At 65.0% G+C, this 21,058-nt stretch carries 27 protein-coding genes; 12 read left to right on the top strand and 15 right to left on the bottom strand.

From position 1 onward, the window contains the following. Positions 1-259: 259 nt before the first annotated feature. Positions 260-664, top strand: a complete 405-nt coding sequence (locus KBY93_RS07395; protein ID WP_255093646.1) for a hypothetical protein — start codon at positions 260-262, stop codon at positions 662-664. Positions 665-671: 7 nt separating this feature from the next. Here KBY93_RS07395 and KBY93_RS07390 read toward each other — a convergent pair whose 3' ends face one another. From KBY93_RS07390 to KBY93_RS07365, 6 genes are all read right to left on the bottom strand, one after another. Further along, positions 672-932, bottom strand: a complete 261-nt coding sequence (locus tag KBY93_RS07390) for a Nif11-like leader peptide family RiPP precursor (RefSeq protein WP_255093645.1) — start codon at positions 930-932, stop codon at positions 672-674. Between the two features lie 178 nt (positions 933-1,110). After that, positions 1,111-2,214: a magnesium/cobalt transporter CorA gene (gene corA, locus KBY93_RS07385; protein ID WP_255093643.1), complete on the bottom strand. Its 1,104-nt coding sequence runs from the start codon at positions 2,212-2,214 to the stop codon at positions 1,111-1,113. Then, positions 2,211-2,363 carry a hypothetical protein gene (locus tag KBY93_RS07380; protein WP_255093642.1) on the bottom strand — a complete coding sequence of 51 codons (153 nt, stop codon included), beginning with the start codon at positions 2,361-2,363 and terminating at the stop codon, positions 2,211-2,213. The genes corA and KBY93_RS07380 overlap by 4 nt, the downstream gene beginning before the upstream one ends. A 51-nt stretch (positions 2,364-2,414) precedes the next feature. After that, positions 2,415-4,049: a Na/Pi cotransporter family protein gene (locus KBY93_RS07375; RefSeq protein ID WP_255093641.1), complete on the bottom strand. Its 1,635-nt coding sequence runs from the start codon at positions 4,047-4,049 to the stop codon at positions 2,415-2,417. Positions 4,050-4,051: 2 nt separating this feature from the next. Then, positions 4,052-4,309, bottom strand: coding sequence for a hypothetical protein (locus KBY93_RS07370; protein ID WP_255093640.1), 258 nt, complete (start codon positions 4,307-4,309; stop codon positions 4,052-4,054). Between the two features lie 134 nt (positions 4,310-4,443). Beyond that, on the bottom strand, positions 4,444-5,271 hold the full coding sequence (locus KBY93_RS07365; RefSeq protein WP_255093638.1) for a 3'-5' exonuclease: 828 nt from the start codon (positions 5,269-5,271) through the stop codon (positions 4,444-4,446). Between the two features lie 546 nt (positions 5,272-5,817). On the opposite strand from KBY93_RS07365, the gene KBY93_RS07360 reads away from it, so the two are divergent. The 6 genes from KBY93_RS07360 to KBY93_RS07335 all read left to right on the top strand — a co-directional run bounded on the left by KBY93_RS07360 (position 5,818) and on the right by KBY93_RS07335 (position 8,835). Next, positions 5,818-6,072, top strand: a complete 255-nt coding sequence (locus tag KBY93_RS07360) for a hypothetical protein (protein ID WP_255093637.1) — start codon at positions 5,818-5,820, stop codon at positions 6,070-6,072. Positions 6,073-6,404: 332 nt separating this feature from the next. After that, the gene (locus KBY93_RS07355) at positions 6,405-6,674 is read left to right on the top strand and encodes a hypothetical protein (RefSeq protein WP_255093636.1); all 270 of its coding nucleotides are present in this window, start codon (positions 6,405-6,407) and stop codon (positions 6,672-6,674) included. Positions 6,675-6,677: 3 nt separating this feature from the next. Continuing rightward, positions 6,678-7,013 (top strand): hypothetical protein, encoded by a 336-nt coding sequence (locus KBY93_RS07350; RefSeq protein WP_255093635.1) that lies wholly within the window; start codon positions 6,678-6,680, stop codon positions 7,011-7,013. Positions 7,014-7,187: 174 nt separating this feature from the next. Beyond that, the gene (locus KBY93_RS07345) at positions 7,188-7,658 is read left to right on the top strand and encodes a peroxiredoxin (protein WP_255093634.1); all 471 of its coding nucleotides are present in this window, start codon (positions 7,188-7,190) and stop codon (positions 7,656-7,658) included. A 5-nt stretch (positions 7,659-7,663) separates the two neighbouring features. After that, positions 7,664-8,404 carry a DUF1350 family protein gene (locus KBY93_RS07340; RefSeq protein WP_255093633.1) on the top strand — a complete coding sequence of 247 codons (741 nt, stop codon included), beginning with the start codon at positions 7,664-7,666 and terminating at the stop codon, positions 8,402-8,404. Positions 8,405-8,508: 104 nt separating this feature from the next. Next, the gene (locus KBY93_RS07335) at positions 8,509-8,835 is read left to right on the top strand and encodes a DUF805 domain-containing protein (RefSeq protein ID WP_255093632.1); all 327 of its coding nucleotides are present in this window, start codon (positions 8,509-8,511) and stop codon (positions 8,833-8,835) included. A gap of 15 nt (positions 8,836-8,850) precedes the next feature. Here KBY93_RS07335 and acs read toward each other — a convergent pair whose 3' ends face one another. Then, the gene (acs, locus tag KBY93_RS07330; protein WP_255093630.1) at positions 8,851-10,818 is read right to left on the bottom strand and encodes an acetate--CoA ligase; all 1,968 of its coding nucleotides are present in this window, start codon (positions 10,816-10,818) and stop codon (positions 8,851-8,853) included. A gap of 156 nt (positions 10,819-10,974) precedes the next feature. Here acs and KBY93_RS07325 point away from each other — a divergent pair, with 156 nt between their 5' ends. Continuing rightward, complete coding sequence (locus KBY93_RS07325) at positions 10,975-11,397, top strand: hypothetical protein (protein ID WP_255093629.1); 423 nt, start codon at positions 10,975-10,977, stop codon at positions 11,395-11,397. A 165-nt stretch (positions 11,398-11,562) separates the two neighbouring features. Here the strand turns inward: KBY93_RS07325 and KBY93_RS07320 are convergent, their stop codons facing one another. Continuing rightward, on the bottom strand, positions 11,563-11,736 hold the full coding sequence (locus tag KBY93_RS07320) for a hypothetical protein (protein ID WP_255093627.1): 174 nt from the start codon (positions 11,734-11,736) through the stop codon (positions 11,563-11,565). Positions 11,737-11,881: 145 nt separating this feature from the next. Here KBY93_RS07320 and KBY93_RS07315 point away from each other — a divergent pair, with 145 nt between their 5' ends. Next, on the top strand, positions 11,882-12,553 hold the full coding sequence (locus KBY93_RS07315; protein ID WP_255093626.1) for an HAD family phosphatase: 672 nt from the start codon (positions 11,882-11,884) through the stop codon (positions 12,551-12,553). On the opposite strand, the gene KBY93_RS07310 is transcribed toward KBY93_RS07315, so the two are convergent. Beyond that, positions 12,528-12,749 (bottom strand): hypothetical protein, encoded by a 222-nt coding sequence (locus KBY93_RS07310; protein WP_255093625.1) that lies wholly within the window; start codon positions 12,747-12,749, stop codon positions 12,528-12,530. The two genes, KBY93_RS07315 and KBY93_RS07310, sit on opposite strands and share 26 nt — an antisense overlap. A gap of 122 nt (positions 12,750-12,871) precedes the next feature. Between KBY93_RS07310 and KBY93_RS07305 the strand changes: the two genes are divergently transcribed. Further along, on the top strand, positions 12,872-14,068 hold the full coding sequence (locus KBY93_RS07305; protein ID WP_315856392.1) for a fatty acid desaturase: 1,197 nt from the start codon (positions 12,872-12,874) through the stop codon (positions 14,066-14,068). Here the strand turns inward: KBY93_RS07305 and KBY93_RS07300 are convergent. The 4 genes from KBY93_RS07300 to recR form a co-directional block, all read right to left on the bottom strand. Further along, complete coding sequence (locus tag KBY93_RS07300) at positions 14,029-14,358, bottom strand: hypothetical protein (RefSeq protein ID WP_255093624.1); 330 nt, start codon at positions 14,356-14,358, stop codon at positions 14,029-14,031. The two genes, KBY93_RS07305 and KBY93_RS07300, sit on opposite strands and share 40 nt — an antisense overlap. 130 nt (positions 14,359-14,488) lie before the next feature. After that, complete coding sequence (locus tag KBY93_RS07295) at positions 14,489-15,424, bottom strand: phycobilisome rod-core linker polypeptide (protein ID WP_255093623.1); 936 nt, start codon at positions 15,422-15,424, stop codon at positions 14,489-14,491. A 421-nt stretch (positions 15,425-15,845) separates the two neighbouring features. Then, positions 15,846-16,748 carry a lipoyl synthase gene (lipA, locus tag KBY93_RS07290; protein WP_255093652.1) on the bottom strand — a complete coding sequence of 301 codons (903 nt, stop codon included), beginning with the start codon at positions 16,746-16,748 and terminating at the stop codon, positions 15,846-15,848. 17 nt (positions 16,749-16,765) lie between these two features. Then, entirely contained in the window at positions 16,766-17,344 is a 579-nt protein-coding gene (gene recR / locus KBY93_RS07285) for a recombination mediator RecR (protein WP_255093622.1), read from the bottom strand. A 113-nt stretch (positions 17,345-17,457) separates the two neighbouring features. On the opposite strand from recR, the gene psbP reads away from it, so the two are divergent. Both psbP and KBY93_RS07275 read left to right on the top strand, forming a co-directional pair. Further along, entirely contained in the window at positions 17,458-18,042 is a 585-nt protein-coding gene (gene psbP, locus KBY93_RS07280) for a photosystem II reaction center PsbP (RefSeq protein WP_255093621.1), read from the top strand. Positions 18,043-18,055: 13 nt separating this feature from the next. Then, entirely contained in the window at positions 18,056-19,273 is a 1,218-nt protein-coding gene (locus KBY93_RS07275; RefSeq protein ID WP_255093651.1) for an FAD-dependent oxidoreductase, read from the top strand. A gap of 3 nt (positions 19,274-19,276) precedes the next feature. Here KBY93_RS07275 and KBY93_RS07270 read toward each other — a convergent pair whose 3' ends face one another. Then, positions 19,277-20,191 carry an LCP family protein gene (locus tag KBY93_RS07270; RefSeq protein ID WP_255093620.1) on the bottom strand — a complete coding sequence of 305 codons (915 nt, stop codon included), beginning with the start codon at positions 20,189-20,191 and terminating at the stop codon, positions 19,277-19,279. Positions 20,192-20,407: 216 nt separating this feature from the next. Next, positions 20,408-21,049, bottom strand: a complete 642-nt coding sequence (locus KBY93_RS07265; RefSeq protein WP_255093619.1) for a ParB/Srx family N-terminal domain-containing protein — start codon at positions 21,047-21,049, stop codon at positions 20,408-20,410. Positions 21,050-21,058 lie beyond the last annotated feature (9 nt).

The following is a 21,058-nucleotide window of genomic DNA, read 5'->3' as shown; positions in this document are numbered from 1 at the left end:
GGCGACGCGTTCGTTTCTTGGCGTAGATCTGTTCGTAGTCCGTGAAGCCCAGCTGGAGAGGGGCGGCCATCCGTTCCAGTCTCAGACTTGGATCTGGATTGATTTTAGCGGGTTTTTCAGGGGTTCCGTAGCTCTTGCTCACTGTGTGAAATGAATTGAAGTCGGCTGGTTCCAGTATTTGACGGGGGATAATGACTCAGCAATATTGATACCCAGACCCTATAGGATTCGTCTCAAGACGTTCGGACGTTCAAGGCGGATGGATCCTGGATGGAGTGACGAGCCCGCCTTTGATGACCGGCTGGGCGATCAACCGCTGGAGCAGCGGGCCGAACTGGTGCGTCAGCGGCGACGCTGGTTCTGGGGGGAGGGATATGCGCTGGTGCGGATGTTGCAGCGCTTTCTGCTTGAGGCGCCAGGCCTGGCTGAGAGCCTGGGCTACGCCGACACCGAGAGCCTGTTGCGGGAGGGCTATGGCCTCGATCTGGTGCTGGGTGAACGCATCGGCCTGCGCTTCACTCAGGAGCCCGGCGTGCCGAGTGCCCGGCTTTGCAGCTTCTGCGGAGAGGCCTTCAGCGCCCGTCGCCGCGATGCACGCTATTGCTCCAACACCTGCCGCTCCCGAGCGAGCCGCCAGCGCCGGCGCCTCAATCAGCGGCCCTGACCCTGACTCAGCCAGCCCAGCTCTTGAGAGACCAGAGCATCTCGCCGGCATCCCAACCCTGGCCATCAAACAGCGCCACGGCTCTTTCGTCCTCGCTCTCAAGCAGCAGGTGAGCGAAACTCTTGGCCAGTTCCGCCGCCGTGAAACTGAATCCCGCTTCGCTCGCCAGGGCCGAAATGTCTTCGGCTTTGAGGGCCAGTTTCACCTTGTACTGCAGATCCTCGTCGGCCTTGAGGCACTCGATGAACTGTTCAACGGATGGAACCATTGGTGGGAAGGATCTGAGCTGACTCGCCAGCATCATGCAGCGCCAATGATCTGTCAATCAAACCCAATTCACTGTCGTGCAGAAGTGATTGGTTAAGAACAAGTTAATCAATGGATGACGAAGACTCGCTCAGCTTGCCGGGCTCCCATCGAGTCCAGCCGAGCTGTCACAGCGCCGATCAGCGCCCGAACATTGTCCAGTCCTGGAACCAGCCGCGGCGCCATAGCCAGAAACTCTGCAGCAGGGCCACCAGCCCCATCAAGATCAGAATAATGAAGTAGCCATACTTGAAACCGAGCTCGGGCATGTTGACGAAATTCATGCCATAGATCCCCGCGATGAAAGTAAGCGGAGCAAAGATTGTCGACACGATCGTGAGCGTTTTCATCACCTGGTTCATGCGATTGCTGATGCTGGCCATATAAGCATCGGTCACCGAGTCGCACTGGTGACGCAGCAGCTCACAGGCCTCGAAGATCAGCACCACCCGCTGCTCCATGTCGTGGAAACCGTGCAGGGCATCGGGCCCGAGCAACCGCTGGTTCTGGCGCAGGAGCACCATGATCTGGTGGCGCAGGGGCCACACCTGTCCCCGGATGTCCCTCAGGCTGCTTCGGGTCTGGTAGGTGCGGCTGAGCAGCCGTGGCTTGGGCCGCAGCAGGGCGGCTTCTTCCAGTTGCTCCAGCAGTTCCGCCAGATGTTCCAGCAATGGAAAGAAACCGTCGAGCAGTTCATCGATCAGGAAGTGGAGAATGTCATCGAGGTCGTCCCGCGTCGGCGCTGGATCCAGGTAGGAGAGCCACTGGGTGAGCTGCGGGAACGACCCGGCGCTGGGCACCTCCTCAAGGCTGATCAGCAGGTCGGGCAGCAGCAGGAATCCCACCTGCTCACCGATCAGGCGGTCGGGCGTCTCGGAGAAACTGAAGCGGTGCAGCACCGCCAGCACCACATCGCCGATCGAATCGACACGGGGGCGCTGGGGATGCTCCAGCAGCGGAGCCTGCACGTGGGGCGGCACCCCGAGGCTGTCGAGCACGGTGCGGATCATGGTCATGTCGGCCAGGCCCTGGAGGCGGACCCAGAGCGGCACCCCGCGATTCAGCAGGGGCTCGAGCTCCAGGGCTCCCCCCAGCTCGCGCTCCTCGATCCCCGTTGGCTCAAAGCAGAGCACCGAGAGCCGCGTGGGTGCCCGGCCGCCATGGATGAAGAGCTGGCTTGGCAGATCACCGGGCCGCTCCGTCAGTCGTCTGGAGCGGAGGGTGCCCGGATCAAAGCGCGTCATCCACGCGTTGTAGCCACACTCACTCCCCCGGGGGAGGGGGTGGTGCGCTGGAGCAGACGTTCGAGCACCAGGCCCGTCGTCAGCAGGGTTCCCTGCAGCAGCAGGCAGCCGCCGATCTGTGCGCGGCGTTCCCAGAGCAGGCCTGTCATGACATCAGCGGAAGGGTTCTGCAGTTGAGACGACCTGCCCCCGCCGCGGTGCTATCTGGGCGACATCGTGGGGCATGGGGGAGCACCGGAGGTCTTCGTCAGGGCCGCGGCTTCGAGATGGCCGCTGATCCGGCCGAGGTGCTGGCTGACGCGCCGCAGCCAGCGGATTGCCTCCAGCCGCTGGCTCCCCAGCTCCACCACGACGTCGCCGCTGGCCACATCGGCCATCACCCCCTGCCGCAGCGGCTTCACCCGCCGGTGCAGGCTGCGGCCGGTGGCCTGGCTTAGCCGTGCCACCTCACTCCACTGCGGCATCTCCACCAGGGGCTCGAGCTGCTCCAGGGCTGCCAGCAGGTCATGGCGCTCCTGTTGCAGGGTGCCGCTCTGCCGCACGGTGCTGGCCCGCTCCGGTTCTTCCTCACAGCGTTCATGCAGGCGCTGCAGGTGGTCGAGGCTGTGCAGGAGGTGCAGCAGCCGCTGGGCGTCGGGTTCCTCCATACGGCGCAGGTGAATCTGATCGAGGAACTGCTCGATCCTGGCCAGGTCGGCCTCCAGGTCTTCGAGCCCCCTCCCCCGATGCTGGCCGTTGCTGGCGGAGGCGCCCAGCGCCTGGCGCAGATGGCGCATCAGCTCCAGCAGCACCCCTTGCTGGGCGGCCTGGGCCAGGTCCAGAGCCCGGCCGGTGTCGGCGCTTGGAGGCTCATCGAGATCATCGGCCGCACGCCCGTCCGGGGAGGGCAGGAGCGCCTGGATCAGGCGGGCAAAAGACTGGGTGAAGGGCAGCAGCAGGGCCACCCCCAGCAGGTTGAACCCCGTGTGGAAGGCGGTGAGCGCGAATTCGGGATCTGCGGCGATCGGCCCCGCCAGCCAGCGCTGGCCCAGGCCCAGGTAGGCCGGCAGCAGCAGGAAGGCCATCACCGCCGTGAACAGGTTGAAGACCAGGTGGGCCGTGGCCGTTCGCCGGGCGCTGAGGTTGGCGCCAAGGGCGGCGATCTGGGCGGTGATCGTGGTGCCCACGTCCATGCCGATCACCAGCGCACCGGCCTGGCCCAGATCGATCGCTCCTGCGGTGAGTGCCGTGAGCGCGGTGGCCACCCCCGCCCCCGATGACTGGGTGATAACGGTGGTAAGCAGGCCTAGTACAACCAGCTGAAAGCGCCCAGCCACGCTGGCTCCATCGAAGCGCTCCGTTTGCAGCAGCACCCCATGGCCCGCCATGGCTTCCTGCAGGGTGCTGATCCCCAGGAAGAGCACCCCGAAGCCCGCCAGGGCGAAGCCGATCTGGGCCAGCCGCCCCCGCCCCAGCAGCCGCAGGCAGGCGCCGATGGCGATCAGGGGTGGCATCAGCCCGGCCAGGTCGAGCTTCAGACCCAGCAGGGCCACCAGCCAGCCCAGGCCGGTGCTGCCCACGTTGGCTCCAAAAATGATGCCCAGGGAGCTGGGAAAGCTGATCAGCCCGGCCTGAACGAATCCCACCGTGGCCACGGTGGTGGCCGATGACGATTGCAGCGCCGCGGTGGTGGCGGCGCCGATGAGGGCACCGGACCAGGGGGTGCGCGTGAAGCGCAGCAGCCAGGCCCGCAGTCGGCTGCCGGCGAGGGCGCGCAGGGCCTCGCACATCACGGTCATGCCCATCAGGAACAGACCGAGCCCCCCCAGAGCACGGATGGCGACGCCGCCATCCATGGTCAGGCCAACCTGGTGAGCGCTCCGTACCCCGCCAGCCAGCGGTTCACCCGGGGCCGGATCGAGGGGGGCACTTCCTGAAGCAACTGGTCGAGCTCAAGGGCCCCCAGGCGGCGGAGATCCCGCACGTTCACCCTCCAGAGGGCCTCAGCCTCACGGATCAGTCGGGCCCAGGTGCGCGCTTTCTGCCAGCGGCGCAACTGCTGCTGATGGCGGCGCCTCTCCGGCCGGACTGGTCCTGCCCGCTGCTCCATTGCCATGGCTGCCCTCAGGAATCGCGCCGCTGCCCCCAGCTTGCGTCTGGCGGCTGCGCTTGACAGCGGTTGACTGGAATGGAGTCGTGATCGGATGCAATCGAGGCTTGCCATCGAGGCTGGCCACCTTGGTGGTGGCTTCAGGCGGCGTGGCGCCCGGCTGCATCCGGCTCCACCGGCCTGACGGGGAAATCGAGCTCATTGACCTCCCGCTCGCTCAGTCGGCGGCTCCAGGCCTTCGCCACCGGCTCGTTCCAGCGGAATCCCGCTTCCCGTGCCCGATGGCGCTGCTCGTAGGGCAACTCGGCCCGGTAGAGGCGCCGTGGCTCCAGCCCCGCCAGCAGCAGAGATTCCAAAGTCTCGCAGCGCTCGAACACCTGGGCCAGGTAGATGCAATCGGTGAGTGCCCGGTGAGCGGCCCAGACCGGGATGCCGTACGCCAGAGCCAGATCACGCACCGAAGGGGTGGCCTTCAGGCGGCACTCGCTCGGCCAGCGCAGGTCGTCCATGCTGCAGATCCAGGGTTTCTCGATCCTGGGCAGGTGGCCACGGCCAAACCAGGCCCGGTCGAAGGCGGCGTTGTGGGCCACCATTGCATCGGCGCTGGCCACCAGCTCCTGGAAATAGATGAGCCCGGCCTGCCATGGCTGCTGCAGCCGGCTCACGGCGGCATCGATGCCGTTGATGGCTTTCGCCGCGTTGCTCTGGCAGGGCAGCAGCAGCGAAAGCTGGCTGAGCACGGCGCGGCTGGGGACATGAAACAGCACCGCTCCCACTTCGATGCAGTGGTCGCGCTCGGGATCCAGGCCCGTGGTCTCCGTGTCGAGGATCAGCAGATGCTGGGGGCAGGCCAGGGCGGAGCTGGTGGCTTCGGCTGTTTCAGCAGGCTCCGCTTCCGCTTCGGCGGCGGCCGCGGGCACGACGCTGAGCAGGCTGGTCTGCTGCCAGCGGTGGGTCGGTTGGGCCATGGGCCAGCTCACCCCAGCGTGATTCGATCCCATGATCCCAGCTCCAGCGAGTGGATGGCAGGGATGGCGCGATCGCCGGGTCCCTCACGCGGCCTGGGACGGAAGGAATTGGGCTTGAACATGCCCAATTATCGTAGCCAGATCAATTGCTGTCACTGGGATCTGGGCAGATTTAAGGGCGTCTGTGGAGAGCTCGGGCGCTGATCTATGCGCGACAGGCTCCTAGTCCCTGGCCGACCTGCTGCTGGAGTTCAAGCCCCAGGCTGGCCTCAGGGCCGCTGTGGCAGGCGTTGGCTGCACAGTGGAGTCCGCACCCTGGCCGAGGACCGAGCTAGCGCCCTCTAGATTGATGTAAATCTCCTGATGACTCAAGTACCTGCGCTGTAGAAACGATCATCGATCGGGGGCCGGAGATGGCAAGCTCAGATGGATAAACTGGATATTCATCAACGGATTCATTCGCCTGGCAAATAGCTTGACAACTCGACTGTCTTGATTTAACATAAACCTGTGGCCGTTCGTCCCAAAAGTATTTGCACTTAAAATATGAAAAAATTTGAGTACAAGTGCATCAGGCTCGATTATAAAGGCAGGGGAATCACCCAGGAAATAAATCTATTGGATATCGATGGCAAGCGGGTGAAGGGGTGGGGAAGCTCCAGTAATGTGCCTACCTTGCCGGAGATGCTTGCAGCCTTGGGGAATGATGGCTGGGAATTGGTGAGTCATGTTGTTAATCAGGATAACGTTACTAACGGCGTAACCTTTCATTACTACAGCTTCAAGCGCGAAATCGTCTAGTTATGAGTGATCCAGCCAAGCGGCCAGACAGCTTCGAGAAGCTACTCAAAGAGGGTTCTAAGCACTCTCGAGCCCAAGATGCCAAGCAGGCTACTGGCGGGCTAGGTCTCTGGCTCGTTATTTCGTTCCTGGCATCGCTGGTATTTCCACTGTTCTGGCTATTATTTGTAGGGCTGCTGCTCGGTGCTTTAGTGTATGGAGCGAGAGAGTGGATGGGTTAGTGGCATTAGCCATCAAGTTGTCACTCTAGGTTAATCGCTGGCTGAGGGGTACTACATTGCCGTTCTGGGTTTCATTCAATCAAAGTGAGGTTCTTCCCTTAACAAGCCGGCATGGAGCCGTGGGATCTTGAGCCGCTCGTTGCTGACGCAATGCCACTACTGGGTCTGGCGAGAAAGGCTGACGGCACGCCGACCACCAAGAGCCAGCGCAATCACCGTTGCGCGGAAGGCTTCACCAACACCGATTCCGAGAGTCGCCTGATGCAGTCCGGCAGGTCCTATCTGCAGGGCTACAACTGCCAGGTGGCTTTCGAGAGTGACAACAAAGTGACCGTAGCGGTGGGCGTTAGCAACCAGCTGCCCGATGAAGAGCATCTGTAGCCGATGCTGGAGCACATCGCCGCCAGCGCCGGTGCACCGCAGGAAGTGATGACGATGGATGCGGGCTTATGGAGCGAGGACAACGTGAACGTCTGCGCTGATCAGGGCATTGATGCCTACATCGCCACCGGCCGCCTGCCGCATGGCTCACAAGATCAGGAGCAAGAAGGGATCAAGGATCTGCGCCCAGCTCAAGGCGATCGTGGAGCCGGTCAACGGTCAGATCAAATAGACCTGAGGCCTGCGGCGCTTCCTGTTACGGGGCTTGGAAAGGTCGCCGCCAAGTGGCACTTGATTACCGCCACGCACAACCTGCTCAAGGGGCTGAAAGGAAGCTGAACTGGCCACATGTGCAAGGGCTGACTGGACTCAGTCGGTTGTCCTTGCTGCGGAGGCGGAGGGCTCATACGCCCGCGCGGTCGTTGGTATCAGCAGGCGTTCCGCGTGACCGCCGGGGCGAAGCTCTATTGGCAACAAACTCCTAGGCTGGGCTCCAATGCAAGACATGTACCCGTGGGTAAGGCCATCCAGGTCGGTGACAGGGCACCCCTGATCGACCTGAAGGATCAGAACGGGACCGAGCGCCGCAGCGATCAACTCGCGGGCAGTCCGTTGGTGCTCTTCTTCTATCCCGCGGACGACACCCCCGTTTGCACGATGGAGGCCTGCGCATTCCGCGACAGCTACGGCGAGTTGCGGGCCCTCGGCGCCGAGGTGTGGGGTGTGAGCGGCGACGACGGCGCCAGCCATGGGCGCTTCTCCCAACGGCACCAGCTCCCTTACCCCCTGCTGGTGGACCAGGGCAACAGCCTGCGTCAGGCCTTCGGGGTACCCGGCGCCCTGCTCAACCTGCTGCCGGGCCGCGTCACGTACGTGATTGATTCTGAGGGGGTGGTGCGCCACATGTTCAACAACCTGCTGGATGGACCGGCCCATGCCCGCGAGGCCATGGCCGCCCTGCAGCGGCTGGTTCCCCAGGCCTGAGGGCGGTGAGTCGCTGGCGTCAGCAGGGGAGTCTCTGGTGTCTCGAGCCCCCCGGTTCAACAGGTGTGATCGAGTTCATCGGTGGCAGTGTCCTGGCTGCCACCCCCCAGATCAGCTATCGGCGCCTGCTGGAGGCTCTCAGTCGGCGCGGGCTCAGCCTGCGGGCCTGGAGTTACGTGCCCGGCTTCGACCATCAGGCCCAGGCCACCGAGGCCTGGCGGGCCTTCCGCAGGGCGCGGCAAGACAGCGTGGCGGGGGCCTCTGTGCAGCCGGTGCTGCGCCTCGGCCACAGCCTCGGCTGCAAGCTGCACCTGCTGGCCCCTGATGGGGGCCGGGGCAGCAGTGCCCTGGTGGCCATGAGCTTCAACAACTTCTCCGCCGACCGCTCGATCCCCCTGCTGGCTGACCTGGCCCCCCGGCTGGGGGTTCGCACTGAATTCAGCCCATCGCCGCAGGCAACCCTGCGCCTGGTGAGCCAGCTCTACGGCGTGCCCCGCAACCTGCTGATTCGTTTCGGCAGCGATGCCCTCGACCAGAGCACCCCGCTGCTGGAGGTGCTCCAGCAACGCCCCGGTGACAGCAGCTCCCTGCTGCAGCTGGGAGGTGATCACCTCACCCCCGCCAGCGCCGGCCTGCGCCAGAACCTGCTGGGAACCTGGGCCGATGACCCCGCCCGCCAGCGCCAGATTGAGCGGCTGGCAAGCACCATCGACGACTGGTTCCACCAAGCGGTGACTCCAGTCTGAAGCTGAACCCAGCTTCAACGTTTGCCAACAGTTCCGTTGACTGAGGGCACCGATCCCGCAGGGTGTGGAGCGTGTTCCCATCCTTCAGCAGGCCCATGCAACCGATGATCGACGCCTTCATAGGCGGCTGGAAACGATCCTTCGACTACACCGGACGCACCAAACGCGCCGAGTTCTGGTGGTTTGCGCTCGCCTCGGCGATCGTCAGCGTTGTGTTGCTGATTCCCTCTTCTGGCACTTCGGCGATCTCGAACTTCTTCGGCACGATCTATAGCCTGTACGCGATCGCCTCGATCGTGCCGGGTCTGCCTCTGGCGGTCCGGCGACTGCGCGACATCGGCAAACCCTGGCCCTGGATTCTGATCGGCCTGATTCCGCTCATCGGTGCGATCTGGCTGATCGTGCTCTACGCCCAGCCCTCGATCGCCTGAACCAGGCGCAACGCCTCAGACCCGCAGCGCGTCGAGCACCGAGCGGTCCTCCAGGGTGCTGGTGTCGCCGCTCACTTCTTCACCGGCCGCCAGGGCACGCAGGATGCGGCGCATGATTTTGCCGCTGCGGGTCTTGGGTAGGGCGTCGCTGAAGCGGATCTCATCGGGTCTGGCGATCGGACCGATCTCGGCGCTTACGTGCTTGCGCAGTTCGGCGCCAAGGGCTGCGTCACCGCTGAGCCCCGTCTGAAGGGTCACGAAGGCCACGATGCCCTCCCCCTTGAGGTCGTCAGGCCTGCCCACCACGGCGGCTTCCGCCACGGACGGATGGCTCACCAGGGCTGATTCGATCTCCATGGAACCCAGCCGGTGACCCGACACGCTGATGACGTCATCGACCCGGCCCATCACCCAGAAATAGCCGTCGGCGTCGCGGCGGGCGCCATCACCGGCGAAATACAGCGGGCGGCCATCGGCGCCGAGGATGTGCTCCCAGTAGCTCTTGCGGAAGCGCTCGGGGTCGCCATGAACGGTGCGCATCATCCCGGGCCAGGGGCGGCGCACCGCCAGGTAACCCCCTTCATCCACGCCCACGCTGTGGCCTTCGTTGTCGACGATGTCGGCGGCGATGCCGGGCAGGGGCAGGGTGGCGGATCCCGGCTTGGTGGGGGTGGCGCCTGGCAGGGGGCTGATCATCACGCCGCCGGTTTCGGTCTGCCACCAGGTGTCGATCACCGGGCAGCGGCCATGGCCGATCACCTCCCGGTACCACATCCAGGCCTCGGGATTGATCGGCTCCCCCACCGTTCCCAGGATGCGCAGGGTGCTCATGTCGTACTGATCAGGCACCTCGCGTCCGCTCTTCATGAAGGCACGAATCGCCGTGGGTGCGGTGTAGAAGATGCTCACCTTGTGTTTCTGGATCACCTCCCAGAACGCACCGGGTTTGGATGGCCTCGGGGCACCCTCGTACATCACGGTGGTGGCGCCATTGGAGAGCGGGCCATACACGATGTAGCTGTGGCCGGTGATCCAGCCCACATCGGCGGTGCACCAGTGGATGTCATCGTCGCGGATGTCGAAGATCCACTGGAAGGTGAGGTGGGCCCAGAGGTTGTAGCCGGCGGTTGTGTGCACCACGCCCTTGGGTTTGCCGGTGGAGCCTGAGGTGTAGAGAACGAACAGGCGTTCTTCGCTGGCCATCGGCTCGGCCGGGCAATCGCTGCTCTGGCTGTCCACCAGCTCATGCCACCAGCGGTCGCGGCCTTCCTCCATGGCGGTGGGCTCCCCGGTGCGGCGAACCACCAGCACCTGCTGCACCGTGGGGCAGGCGCCATCGGCGAGGGCCTGATCCACGGCGGGTTTGAGCGCCACGGCCTTGTCCTTGCGGAAGCCCCCGTCGGCGGTGATCACAACCTTGACGCCGCCATCGATCAGCCTGTCCCGCAGGGCCTCGGCGGAGAAGCCGCCGAACACCACCGAGTGGGGAGCGCCGATGCGGGCGCAGGCCAGCATGGCCATGGCCGCTTCCGGCACCATCGGCATGTAGAGGGCCACCAGGTCGCCCTTGCCGATCCCGAGGGCCTTGAGGGCATTGGCGGCCTTGCAGACCTCAGCGTGCAGTTCCCGGTAGGTGAAGCGGCGGCTGTCCCCGGGCTCGCCTTCCCAGATCAGGGCAGTCTTCTCGGCCTTGGGGCCATCCAGATGGCGATCGAGGCAGTTATACGCAAGGTTGGTGGTGCCCCCCTCGAACCAGCGGGCGAAGGGTGGGTTGCTCCAATCGAGCACGGTGTGGAAGGGCTCGAACCAGTGCAGCTGCTCCCGTGCCTGCTCGCCCCAGAAGGCGTCGGGGTCGGCTTCCGCCCGCGCCACCAGTGCGCGATAGGCCTCCATCGAACCGATCCGCGCCCGGGCTGCCAGCTCGGCGGGGGGCTGGAAGATCCTCCCCTCCTGGAGCACCGATTCGATCGTGGCGTCGGGCATCGCGGTGAAGAGGCGGGCCGCTCCATTGTGAAGGGGAAGGCCACCGGTATCCGCGGCTTGTGAACGAGGTACCAGACCGTTGGGGGCCGCCTGATCCGCTAGGACGGAGTCTCACCAACAGCTGTTCCGTGAGCAGGACCTGGCTGGCCCCGATCGATGCTCCCCAACGGCGCTCCCCTTGAACATGCCCGCGGGGCAGGGTTCTCCACCCATGGGGACAGACCCGTTCCGCACTGCTCCTGGCGGTTCTGGTACCTCCAGCACAGCAAGAAGGTGTGGTTCCGGATCAACGAACCTGCGGTCGCCGGTCTTCGGCCGGTCTTCACCTACGACGGCAGACCCATCCTGCACAGGAGCGAGATCGATGCTGTGCGGGTCCCCAGCCATTACTCCGGCCGCTCCCCCGTGGTCTGGGGAGACTTCCCCGGCGTGGGCCGAGGCCAGGGACCCGACGGCAGCCAGATGTATCTGGAACTGTGGACCCGCTGGACCTGGTTGCATCCGGAAGCCTGTGGCCATCCCGAGCGCTTCGGCGTCGACTTCTTCCGGCCCGGCAGGATACCGGCGGGACCGGGCTGATCCAGGCGTGTGGATGGCTCAGGACAGTGCCCGCTGGAGCACCAGTTCGTTGCCGCGAAGCACCGGCGAGTTCCTTGGGCCACTGGCGCTCATGCTCCTGGAGACGACTGGGCTCTGGAAAGCTCACAAACAGCGTCCCCAGAAGATGTCAATCCTGGCGAGAAATCACTGGCGATTGCGATCGACGAGGGAGATCAGCGCGATCGGCATTCCCAGCATCTGGCTCGCGATCCTGGTGATGCGATCGAAGTCCTCGTCGGGCTCGGAGTCGAGAATGTGGAAGGAATCCAGCTCATCTTGACGATCAGCCTCGTTCTCTGGAATGGGATAGGCACTCATCGCGGGTTCCGGGACTTGGACTGTGCCCATCGGCCGCTGCTGATCACCATGAATGCCCCGTCAGGCACGACGTTCAGACGGTGCCCCATACCTCTGCTGCTAACCCTAGGTATGAGGCGTTGCCTCCGGCTGAGAGGATGCGCCAATGACCCGTCCCGCGGCCTGTCTGTTCGACCTTGATGGTCTGTTGCTGGACACCGAGCCTCTGCATGGCCGGGCCTGGCGGCAGGCGGCCCGGGAGTTTGGCCTTGAGCTCAGTGATCAGCAGCTGCTGGCGCTGCGCGGGCGCCGGCGGCTCGACAACGCCAGCCGCGTGATTGCCTGGATCGGGGCCGCTGGCTGCCAGCCCCCCACCACCGAGCAGTTGCTGGCGGTGCAGCAGCCGATCGCGAGGCAGCTCCTGCCTGGCGCACGGGCGATGCCCGGGGCGCCCGAGCTGGTGCGGCGCTGCCAGGAGCTGGCGATCCCCATGGCCCTGGCCACCAGCAGCAGCCACGACTCGGTGGGGATCAAGTGCGCTCCCCACCCATGGCTGGAGCTGATCGAGCTGATCGTCTGCGGGGATGATCCCGAGCTGGCGGCCGGCAAGCCAGCCCCTGACATCTTTCTGCTGGCGGCCCGCCGGCTGGGGGTAGCCGCCAGCGCCTGCTGGGCCTTCGAGGATTCACTCGCAGGCGCCCAGGCCGCTCTGGCGGCGGGTGCCCTGGTGCATGTGCTGCTCCCCGACGGCCTCGGGCGGGAGCATTACCCCCAGGAAGTGCGCTGCCTGCGCTCCCTGGCTGAGCTGGAGCTCAGCGGTCCTGGGCTGAGCCGGTGAAGCGCTGATAGAGGCGAAAGCCCAGCCCTCCCCACAGCAGCGTCCAGACCGTGAAGGTGGCCAGGGTGCCCAGCTGGTTGGTCTCGATCGAGTACACCCCGGCCTGAATGAAGCCGGCATCGATCAGCGAACCACCGATCCCCCAACCCAGCACCCAGCTGATCATGAAGCCAATGGCCTGGAGGTTGCCGGTCATGGCAGCGCCGCGGAACACCAGTGGCATTCTCCTGCGCCCCCCGTCTGGCCAGGGCGATCTGATTAGGGTCGCGCCGCTTCTGGCGCCCTCGTCCAGTTCTCTCCTGTTGTCCGTCCGCGTCCTTGATCCGTTCCATCTCCGTCCAGCCCCTCTCCCTCGCCCCGAATCCCGACCGTCCACTGGAGACGGTTTCCTCGCAACAGCCCGTTTATCCGTCCAAAGCCGAGCTGCTGGCCTGCCTGCCGCCTGAGCTGCTCAGGATCGACACCACCAAGGCCTGGGGCAGCCTCGCCTTCTCCCTCGGCCTCTCTCTGCTGGCCTACGCGGTTGGCACCCAGCTTCCTCTGCAGCTGAACGCGGCCCCGCTCTGGTTGCTCTACGCCCTGGTCACCGGAACTGTGGCCGGTGGCTGCTGGGTGATCGCCCACGAGTGCGGCCACCAGGCCTTTCACCCCAACCGGCGGCTGGAGGCAGCGGTGGGATTCGTGCTGCACAGCCTGCTGCTGGTGCCTTACTTCAGCTGGCAGCGCAGCCATGCAGTTCACCATGCCAACTGCAACCACCTTGAGGGTGGTGAAACCCATGTGCCCCCTCGCGTTGGCTCAGCCGATGGCCAGGTGGTGCAGCGATTGGCCACTGGTTTGGGCCCCATGGTTTACGGGGTGTTCTCCATGGTCAGCCACCTGCTCCTGGGCTGGCCGCTTTATCTGCTCTTCGGCGTATCCGGTGGGGAGGAGCATGGCGCCCCTACCTCCCACTTCTGGCACGGTGCCCCTTTCCGCAACGGCCGCCGGCTCCTGTTCCCCGACTCCAGCCGCCGCGGGATGCTGCATTCCAATCTGGGCCTGGTGCTGATGCTGCTGGCCCTGGCCCTGGCCGCGCATCACACCTCCCTGGCCCGGGTGCTCGCCATCTATGGGTTGCCCTATCTGGTGATCAACGCCTGGCTGGTGGGTTACACCTGGCTGCAGCACACCGACACCACCATTCCCCATTTTGCAACGGCTGATTGGACCTGGGCGAAAGGTGCTCTGCAGACGGTCGACCGGCCCTATGGACCCCTGCTCAACCTGCTGCACCACGGCATCGGCTCCACCCACGTCTGCCATCACGTCAACCCCAGGATTCCCCACTACAACGCCTGGCGTGGCACGGCTTTGCTCAGCCGCCACTACCCCGAGCTGGTCCGTTTCGATCCCACACCCATCCACCGGGCGCTGTGGCGCATCGCCAGCGGCTGTGCCGTCGTGAGCCAGGAGGGCTCAGGGGCTGGGTTCTATTACCAGGCCCCGGTTGCTGCCACCGAACCTTCACCCTGAACTGAACTCGGCTGCTGGGCCCTCTGGCCTGCAGCCACCGTCAGCGAAGCAACTGTCACCGATGCCTCAATGGCCTGCTGGCGATAGCGACGCAGGCAGTATTTGCAGCCGCCAGTGGTCTGCAGATGACGCTCTGGCGTGATCATGATCACGCGAACGGGATGTTCCAGACAGCGGATCTTCACCGGGGTGCGATAACTGCGGTAATCAATCTCCTCGTAGCTGTAGTGATTGCCAAACCGTTCCATCGCCCGCTTCAGGAAGGTTTCGCGATCGATCCTCACAGCCATGGACTTCCTCTCACAAAAGAAAACACTTCACCTCATAAACCAGATACTAAAACCATGTGAAGAGCAGGGGGGTTCCCCAGGATTTCAATCTTTCTGAAGATTGATGGCCAGGGGAACCCTTTGGCAGCCTTCAGCTCACCACCACGTTCGTGACCCGTCCACCGAGGCGGTTGACCCGTTGCAGGGCCTCATTCATGCGGCTGAAGGGCACGCGCATCACATAGGCGCCGCTGCGGACGTAGTCGTTGTTGACCAGGCCCGTGGCGGAGATGGTGACCACCCGGCCACTGCCGCTGCTGCTTTCACCGGCCGACACCCGCAGAGCTTCGACCCGGTGCTCCTGGGAGGGAGCGCGCAGGGGGGCTTCCGGGGCGAACTCGTAGGAAATCCCCGTCTCGTTGCTCACCAGCGCCTTGAACGGTCCTTCGGTCGAGACGATCACCACCCGGCCACCGGCACCACGCACAGGTACCGCTTTGTCCTGGTGGAGCGCCTTGCCCAGGCGGAACTGGGTGCCGCTGGAATCTCCCTTCACCGAGGCCGCAGCTCCGCGAGCGAGCTGCATCAACCAGGAGAACTGACGTCCCTCATGGCCTTTGGAGTAATCCCAGCCGTGCAGGTACGGCACAACATCGAGGCCGAAGCGTTCCTGGTATTCGTCGCTGTCGATGTAGGAGTCGATCTCGGCGTCATAACCCTGCTCCTGCAGGATCGTGAAGTGATGCAGCATCTCCGCCTTGTTCTGGGGTGCCCGACCCAGCAGATGCTTGTGGTTCAGTTCAATGAAGCGATAGGGATTGCAGTTCTCAAAGAATCTGGATCGATACAGGCCACTCTTGGCCACGGTCCGCACCAGTTCCCGCACGTTGAGAACGCCGTTACGGAACAGGGACTCAGCCCCATTGAGCCGCTCACTGGCCATCACATACTGCTGACCGAGCACCTGCTGATAAACAGCCCGAAGGATCGCTTTGGTGTCCTGTTCGGAGCCGTATGACCAGCTTTCCCTGTTGCGATCATTGGCGAAGCGATCAATACCTAAGGCGGACGCCTGGACCAGTGCCATGGGTAGGAATTCGAGTGGGACGGGAGGAAGAGAAGGGCGACCAGTAGAAACCGAAGCCAGTCGACATGCTGGGAATCGAGGCTTGAATGACGAGCCCTTAGTTCTTGGTGCCTCGCAGACTCTACGCTGAGTTAGCGTTTCCGCGCATTACTCCATAAGCCTTCAACCATCGCAAGATCTCTTCACGATATGGAGTGGCCTGTGGCCATCGCTCCGCATCAGCTCTGGCGGGTTGCTGCAATCCATCGGTCTGACCAGATTGATCACCTCTTTCGGGGCATCAAGGCTGAACTTCTCAGGTCCAGGATAATCGTATGTTGATGAGGGAATGTATAGCCAAAATCTGCTTTTCTGCTGTCGCCACCGCTCCACGGAGCTTGAGTTGATTCCCTGGTGAGGGCAGGACCAGTCTGCCTGGTTATCACTCCTCTGCGGCGTGATAACTGCTGCGCACCAGGGGGCCACTGCGCACCTGCTGGAAGCCGAGTTCCCTCGCGATCGCCCCGAGACGCTCGAACTCGGCGGGTTCCCAATAGCGGGCCACCGGCAGGTGGGCCAGAGATGGGCGCATGTACTGGCCCAGGGTGAGGCGCTGGCAGTCGGCCCGCCGCAGGTCTGCCAGGGCCGCCACCACCTCCTCAACGGTTTCGCCCAGCCCCAGCATCAGCCCGGATTTGGTCGGGATATGGGGGGCCAGCTCCCGGGCCGCCGCCAGCAGAGCCAGCGAGCGTTCATAGGTGGCGCCGCGCCGCACCTCCCCCTGCAGCCGTTGCACCGTCTCGAGGTTGTGGTTGAAGCAGACCGGCTCGGCGGCCAGCACGGTGGCGAGCCGATGGCGTTGGGCGGCTTCGCCCTCAGTCCGGAGGGCATGACCACCCCAGTAATCCGGGGTCAGCACCTCAATCGCAATCAGGGGGTTGCGGCGCCTGATCGCCGCCATGGTGCCGGTGAACAGCCCGGCGCCGTGGTCGGCCAGATCGTCGCGGGCCACAGCTGTGAGCACCACATAGCGCAGGCCGAGCTGCTCTACCGCCTCAGCCACCCGCTCCGCTTCCTGGGTATCAAGCGGCGCGGGCGCGCGGCCCTTCTCCACCTGACAGAAGGCGCAGCTGCGGGTGCAGACAGGTCCGCCCAGCAGAAAGGTGGCGGTGCCGGCGGCGTAGCACTCCCCTCGGTTGGGGCAGCGCCCCTCCTCACAGATGGTGTGCAGCCGCTGCCCCTTGACCACGGCCTGCACCGTTTCCAGGGCAGAGGCACTGCCGATTGGGCGGCGCAACCAGGCGGGCAGCCGCTCAGCGGGGACGATCTGGCTGTAACGGCTGATCGGGCGAACCATGGCGCTCACTCCATCCGGCGCCGGCCCTCGAGGGCCCGCGCCAGGGTGACTTCATCGGCGTACTCCAGCTCGCTGCCCACCGGCAGCCCATAGGCGATGCGGCTCACCAGGCAGAACGGACGCAGCAGCCGGGCCAGGTAGAGGCTGGTGGTGTCTCCTTCCACGCTCGGCGGCAGGGCCAGGATCACCTCCGTCGTCGTCTCCTGGTCCACCCGGTTCACCAGGGGTTGGATCTGCAGCAGTTCAGGTCCGATGCCATCCATCGGCGAAATCAGCCCGCCGAGCACGTGGTAGCTCCCCTTGTATTCGCGGGTGCGCTCCAGGGCAAGCAGATCGCGGGAGTCGGACACCACACAGAGCTGGCCATTGCGCCGCTCCTCATTGCTGCAGATATCACAGAGCTGCTCGGCCGAAAGGTGGAAGCAGCGGCTGCATTGACCCACCTGGCGGCGGGCCGCGATCAGGGCCTCGGCGAAGGCGTGCACCTGTTCTTCGGGCTGGCGCAGCAGATGCAGAGCCAGGCGCTGGGCGGTGCGCGGACCGATCCCAGGCAGGCGCTCGAACTGATCGATCAGCCGCGCCAAGGGCCTGGTGAAGCCGCTCAGGAATCCGCCGCAAGTAAGTGCAATCTAGGAGCGAGGCCACCGGCAACAATGGTTGCGGTGTGATCTCACCCTTCCAGCTTGCTCGGTACCCCATGGCGCAGCGCCCTTCGTTCTCCTGGCTTCTCTCTGCGCAACGGGGCGTGCTCGGCCTGCTGCTCGGGACCCTGCTGCTGCTGGGTGGCCTGAGCGGTTGCAGCGCGGCGGCGGCCGGGCTGAACTCCTTTCAGAGCCCGGACGGGCGCTATGCCTTCCTCTATCCCACCGGCTGGACCCGGGTGGCGGTGAGCAACGGCCCCCAGGTCGTGTTTCACGATCTGATCAACAGTGATGAGACCCTCAGCCTGGTGATCTCGGACGTGAACGCCACCAACGAACTGGAATCCCTCGGCAGTGCCGTGGCGGTGGGCGAGAAGCTCGGCCGCATCGTGATCGCCCCGGAGGGCAGCGGCCGTGAGGCCGAGCTGGTGGAGGCAAGCGAGCGCGAGGACGGCGGCCACACCTTCTATGACCTCGAATATGCGGTTCACCTCTCCGACCGCGATCGCCATGAGCTGGCCACTGTGGTGGTCGACCGCGGCCGCCTCTACACCCTGGCGGCAAGCACCAATGAACTGCGCTGGCCGAAAGTGAAGGACCTGTTCCGCAATGTGATCACCTCCTTCACCCTGCAGATCTGACGCCTTGGCCGATGTGCTGGTGATCGGTGCTGGTCTGGCCGGCTCCCTGCTGGCCCTGGCCCTGGCCGAGCGAGGCGCAGTTGTGGAGCTGCTGGATCCAGGCCAAGGGTGTTCTGCCACCGGCCTGAGCTATGGCGGAGTGCCCTGGTGGGCAGGAGCCCCAGGCCCGATGGACCAGCTGATGGCCTCAGCCCCGGCTGCCTGGCGGCACCTGGAGCAGCGCCATGGTCCCCTGGGCTGGAGCCCCTGTTCGCTGCGGCTGCACTGGAGCGATGCCGAAGCCGAAGCCGAAGCCGAAGCAGAAGCCGAAACCGCAACCGAAACCGCAACCGCAACCGCAACCGAAGCAGCGGCTGCTGCAGTGGCTTGCGGTAGTTCATTGCTGGATCAGAGCCAGGCCCGGGTGGAGGCTCTGGCACGCCGCCACCTTGGGCCCGACCAGGTGGAACGGCTGGAGGCCTCGCATGGCCCGGGGGGGCGGCGGGTGCTGCGGCTGGACTACGGCCGCATCGACAGCCGCCAGCTCTCGCTCGCCCTGCCCCAGGCCTTGGAGCGGGCCGGGGTGCGGCGGCGATGGGGCCGTTGCGCGCCCCTGCAGGCCGGAGCGCTGCCCGCCCGGCAGGTGGTGCTGGCCGCCGGGGCAGGCTGCCGGGCCCTCTGGCCGGCCTTGTCGGATCGGCTGAGGGTGAGCTGGGCCGGGGTGCTGCGGCTGGATGACGGCTCGCTCAGCAGCGAACTGATGAACACCTCCGCGCTTACCCAGCCCAACGACATCCTGATGCCGCTCTTCGCCCAGCGTCAGGGTCTCGAGCAACGGGCAGATCAGATCGAGCGGCAGGAGTGGGTCGTCGATGCGGGCCTGGCCCCCTGGGGTGAGGGGCTGCTGCTGGGGCAGACCAGCCTGATCAGGCCGGGAACGGCCTGTGGTGCCTCGCCTCAGGCGGCAGCACTGGAGCTTGAGCTGCGTCAGGTTCTGGGACGGATCGATCCCCGGCTTGGCCAGGTGCCAGCCAGCTTCCAGCAGGTGCCAGTGAGCTTCAGCTGCAGTGGATCGCCCCTGGCTGGGCCAGTGGCGGGGGCCGCTGGCCTCTGGCTGTTCGCCGGATTGAGCAGCCCCTTCGCCCTGGCACCTGGCCTGGCCGTGCTGCTGGCGAGAGCTCTCAGCGGCGAGCCTGGGGCGCTTGAGCGGCTGCCGGGGGCCACAGAGGAGCCCAATCCTGGCTGGAGCTGAAACTCAGAACAGGAAGCGCTGGCGGCCCTGGCTTTCAACCGGCGTGGCGTTGATGGCTTCCACATCGCGGGGTGGCCAGTCGGCCTCCCAGTAGCTGATGCCGTTCAGATCGAAGGGCCGGCCGCTCAGGCGCTCCGCATCGAAGCGGGTGGTGGCCATGGCCGTGATCAGCCCGCCGATTTCCATCGGACCCAGATCCGTCTGGAGGTCCTGGCCGGCAGCTGCGATCAGGCTGGGCAGACGCACCAGGTTCTCGGGGCGCGTCAGTTTGCTGAACAGGGCGGTCAGCACGAGCTTCTGGCGATCGATTCGGCCGATGTCACCCTCCTCATCGTGGCGCCAGCGCAGGAAGCCCTCCAGATCGCGGCCCTTGAGGGTCTGCAGGCCCGGCTGAAGGTCGATGTAGAGGCCCTGGCTGTTGTCGACGTAATACATGCGCTTGGGCACGTTCACCTCGACACCGCCGAGCACATCACCCATGCGGCGGATCGCCCCCAGATTCACCAGCAGGTGATGGTTGATCGGCCGGCCCAGTCGCTCGGCAAGTTCCTGCTTGACCGCATCGGCTCCCCCGTAGGCGTAAAGGGCGTTGGCTTTGATGCCGCCGTAACGAGCTGAGTCGATATAGGTGTCTCTCGGCACCTGGGTGACATGAGTGACGCCGTTCTCGATGCGGATCGAGAACATCACATCGGTGTTGCCGCCGCCAACGTCGCTGCCAAGCACCAGGACATCGGTTCCCGGTGCCCCCCAGGCGGCGAAGGGATTGCTGAGCTGGCCGGTGAGCTTGGCGGTCTGGGAGGCCCAGTCATCAGGCAGGAACGAAGCCAAAGGGCCGGAGAGGGCCAGACCTCCTCCCAGACCCAGCAGCATCGCCAGAACGATGGGCAGGGGGCGGGATCGTTGGCTGGAGGTCATCGGGACCGAAGGGTGTTGGCGCTTCAAGAGCACAGAGTCGGGATTGTCGTTGAGACGACGGGCAGCCGGTTGGGGGTGTGGTCTGAAGCGCAGGGCATGAGCATTGGCGACGAAGGGGAAGGCCCTTTGTCACGTTGATGAAACCTTATTTCATCTTGGCCGATCGGATCTTCTCAGCTCCAGGGCGGCTTGTTCCAGTTTCCTGGCTGGAAGGGCTCAGGTCGCGGGCGGTCCCCCCTGGCCCGTCTGGCCGCGCACGAGCCGCCTTGCCTCCGGCAGGGCGGGGCTGAGGTCCATGGAACCGAAGGCGGGCAGATTCTGGCGACGCAACCAGCTGCCCCAATGGAACTCCAGGAAGGGCACCTGGGGCTGGGCGCGGATCAGACCCTCCTGCTTCAGTTTCCAGACCAGGCTGCGGAAGGGGTCGTCCTGCAGGCCGCCCAGATCCACCGGCAGGCGCTCGGGCGGGAGGGGCCCCCGGCCTTCACTGTCACGCAGATAGAGCCAACCGCGGCGGTTCAGTTCCTCCAGGCAGTGCGTGCGACTGGCTCCCTCCAGTTCCAGCACGACCGAGCAGAAGGCCGTGGAGCTGGAATCCACTTCAACCAGGGCCCGCAGCCGGTGGTGACGATCGATCATCCAGTACTCCCCGGCACTGCTCACCGCCACAGGCACTGGCCGGGTACGTAGGTAGCGGAGCCGCTCTGCCACCGTTTCCCTGGCGAAATCCTTGGCCCTGGAGCGCACTTCCGCCAGACCAAGGCAGAGCTGGGTGGGTTGCAGCCTGCTGATCGGCAGCTCCAGCAGATCCTGCCGGGCCAGTGGCGGCAACTCGAAGGGACCGGATGTCTGGGCCATGGGCGAGGG

Origin of the sequence: Synechococcus sp. J7-Johnson, assembly GCF_024345795.1 — a bacterium.
Classification (GTDB): domain Bacteria; phylum Cyanobacteriota; class Cyanobacteriia; order PCC-6307; family Cyanobiaceae; genus Regnicoccus_A.
This window is presented reverse-complemented; position numbering and strand designations above follow the sequence as displayed.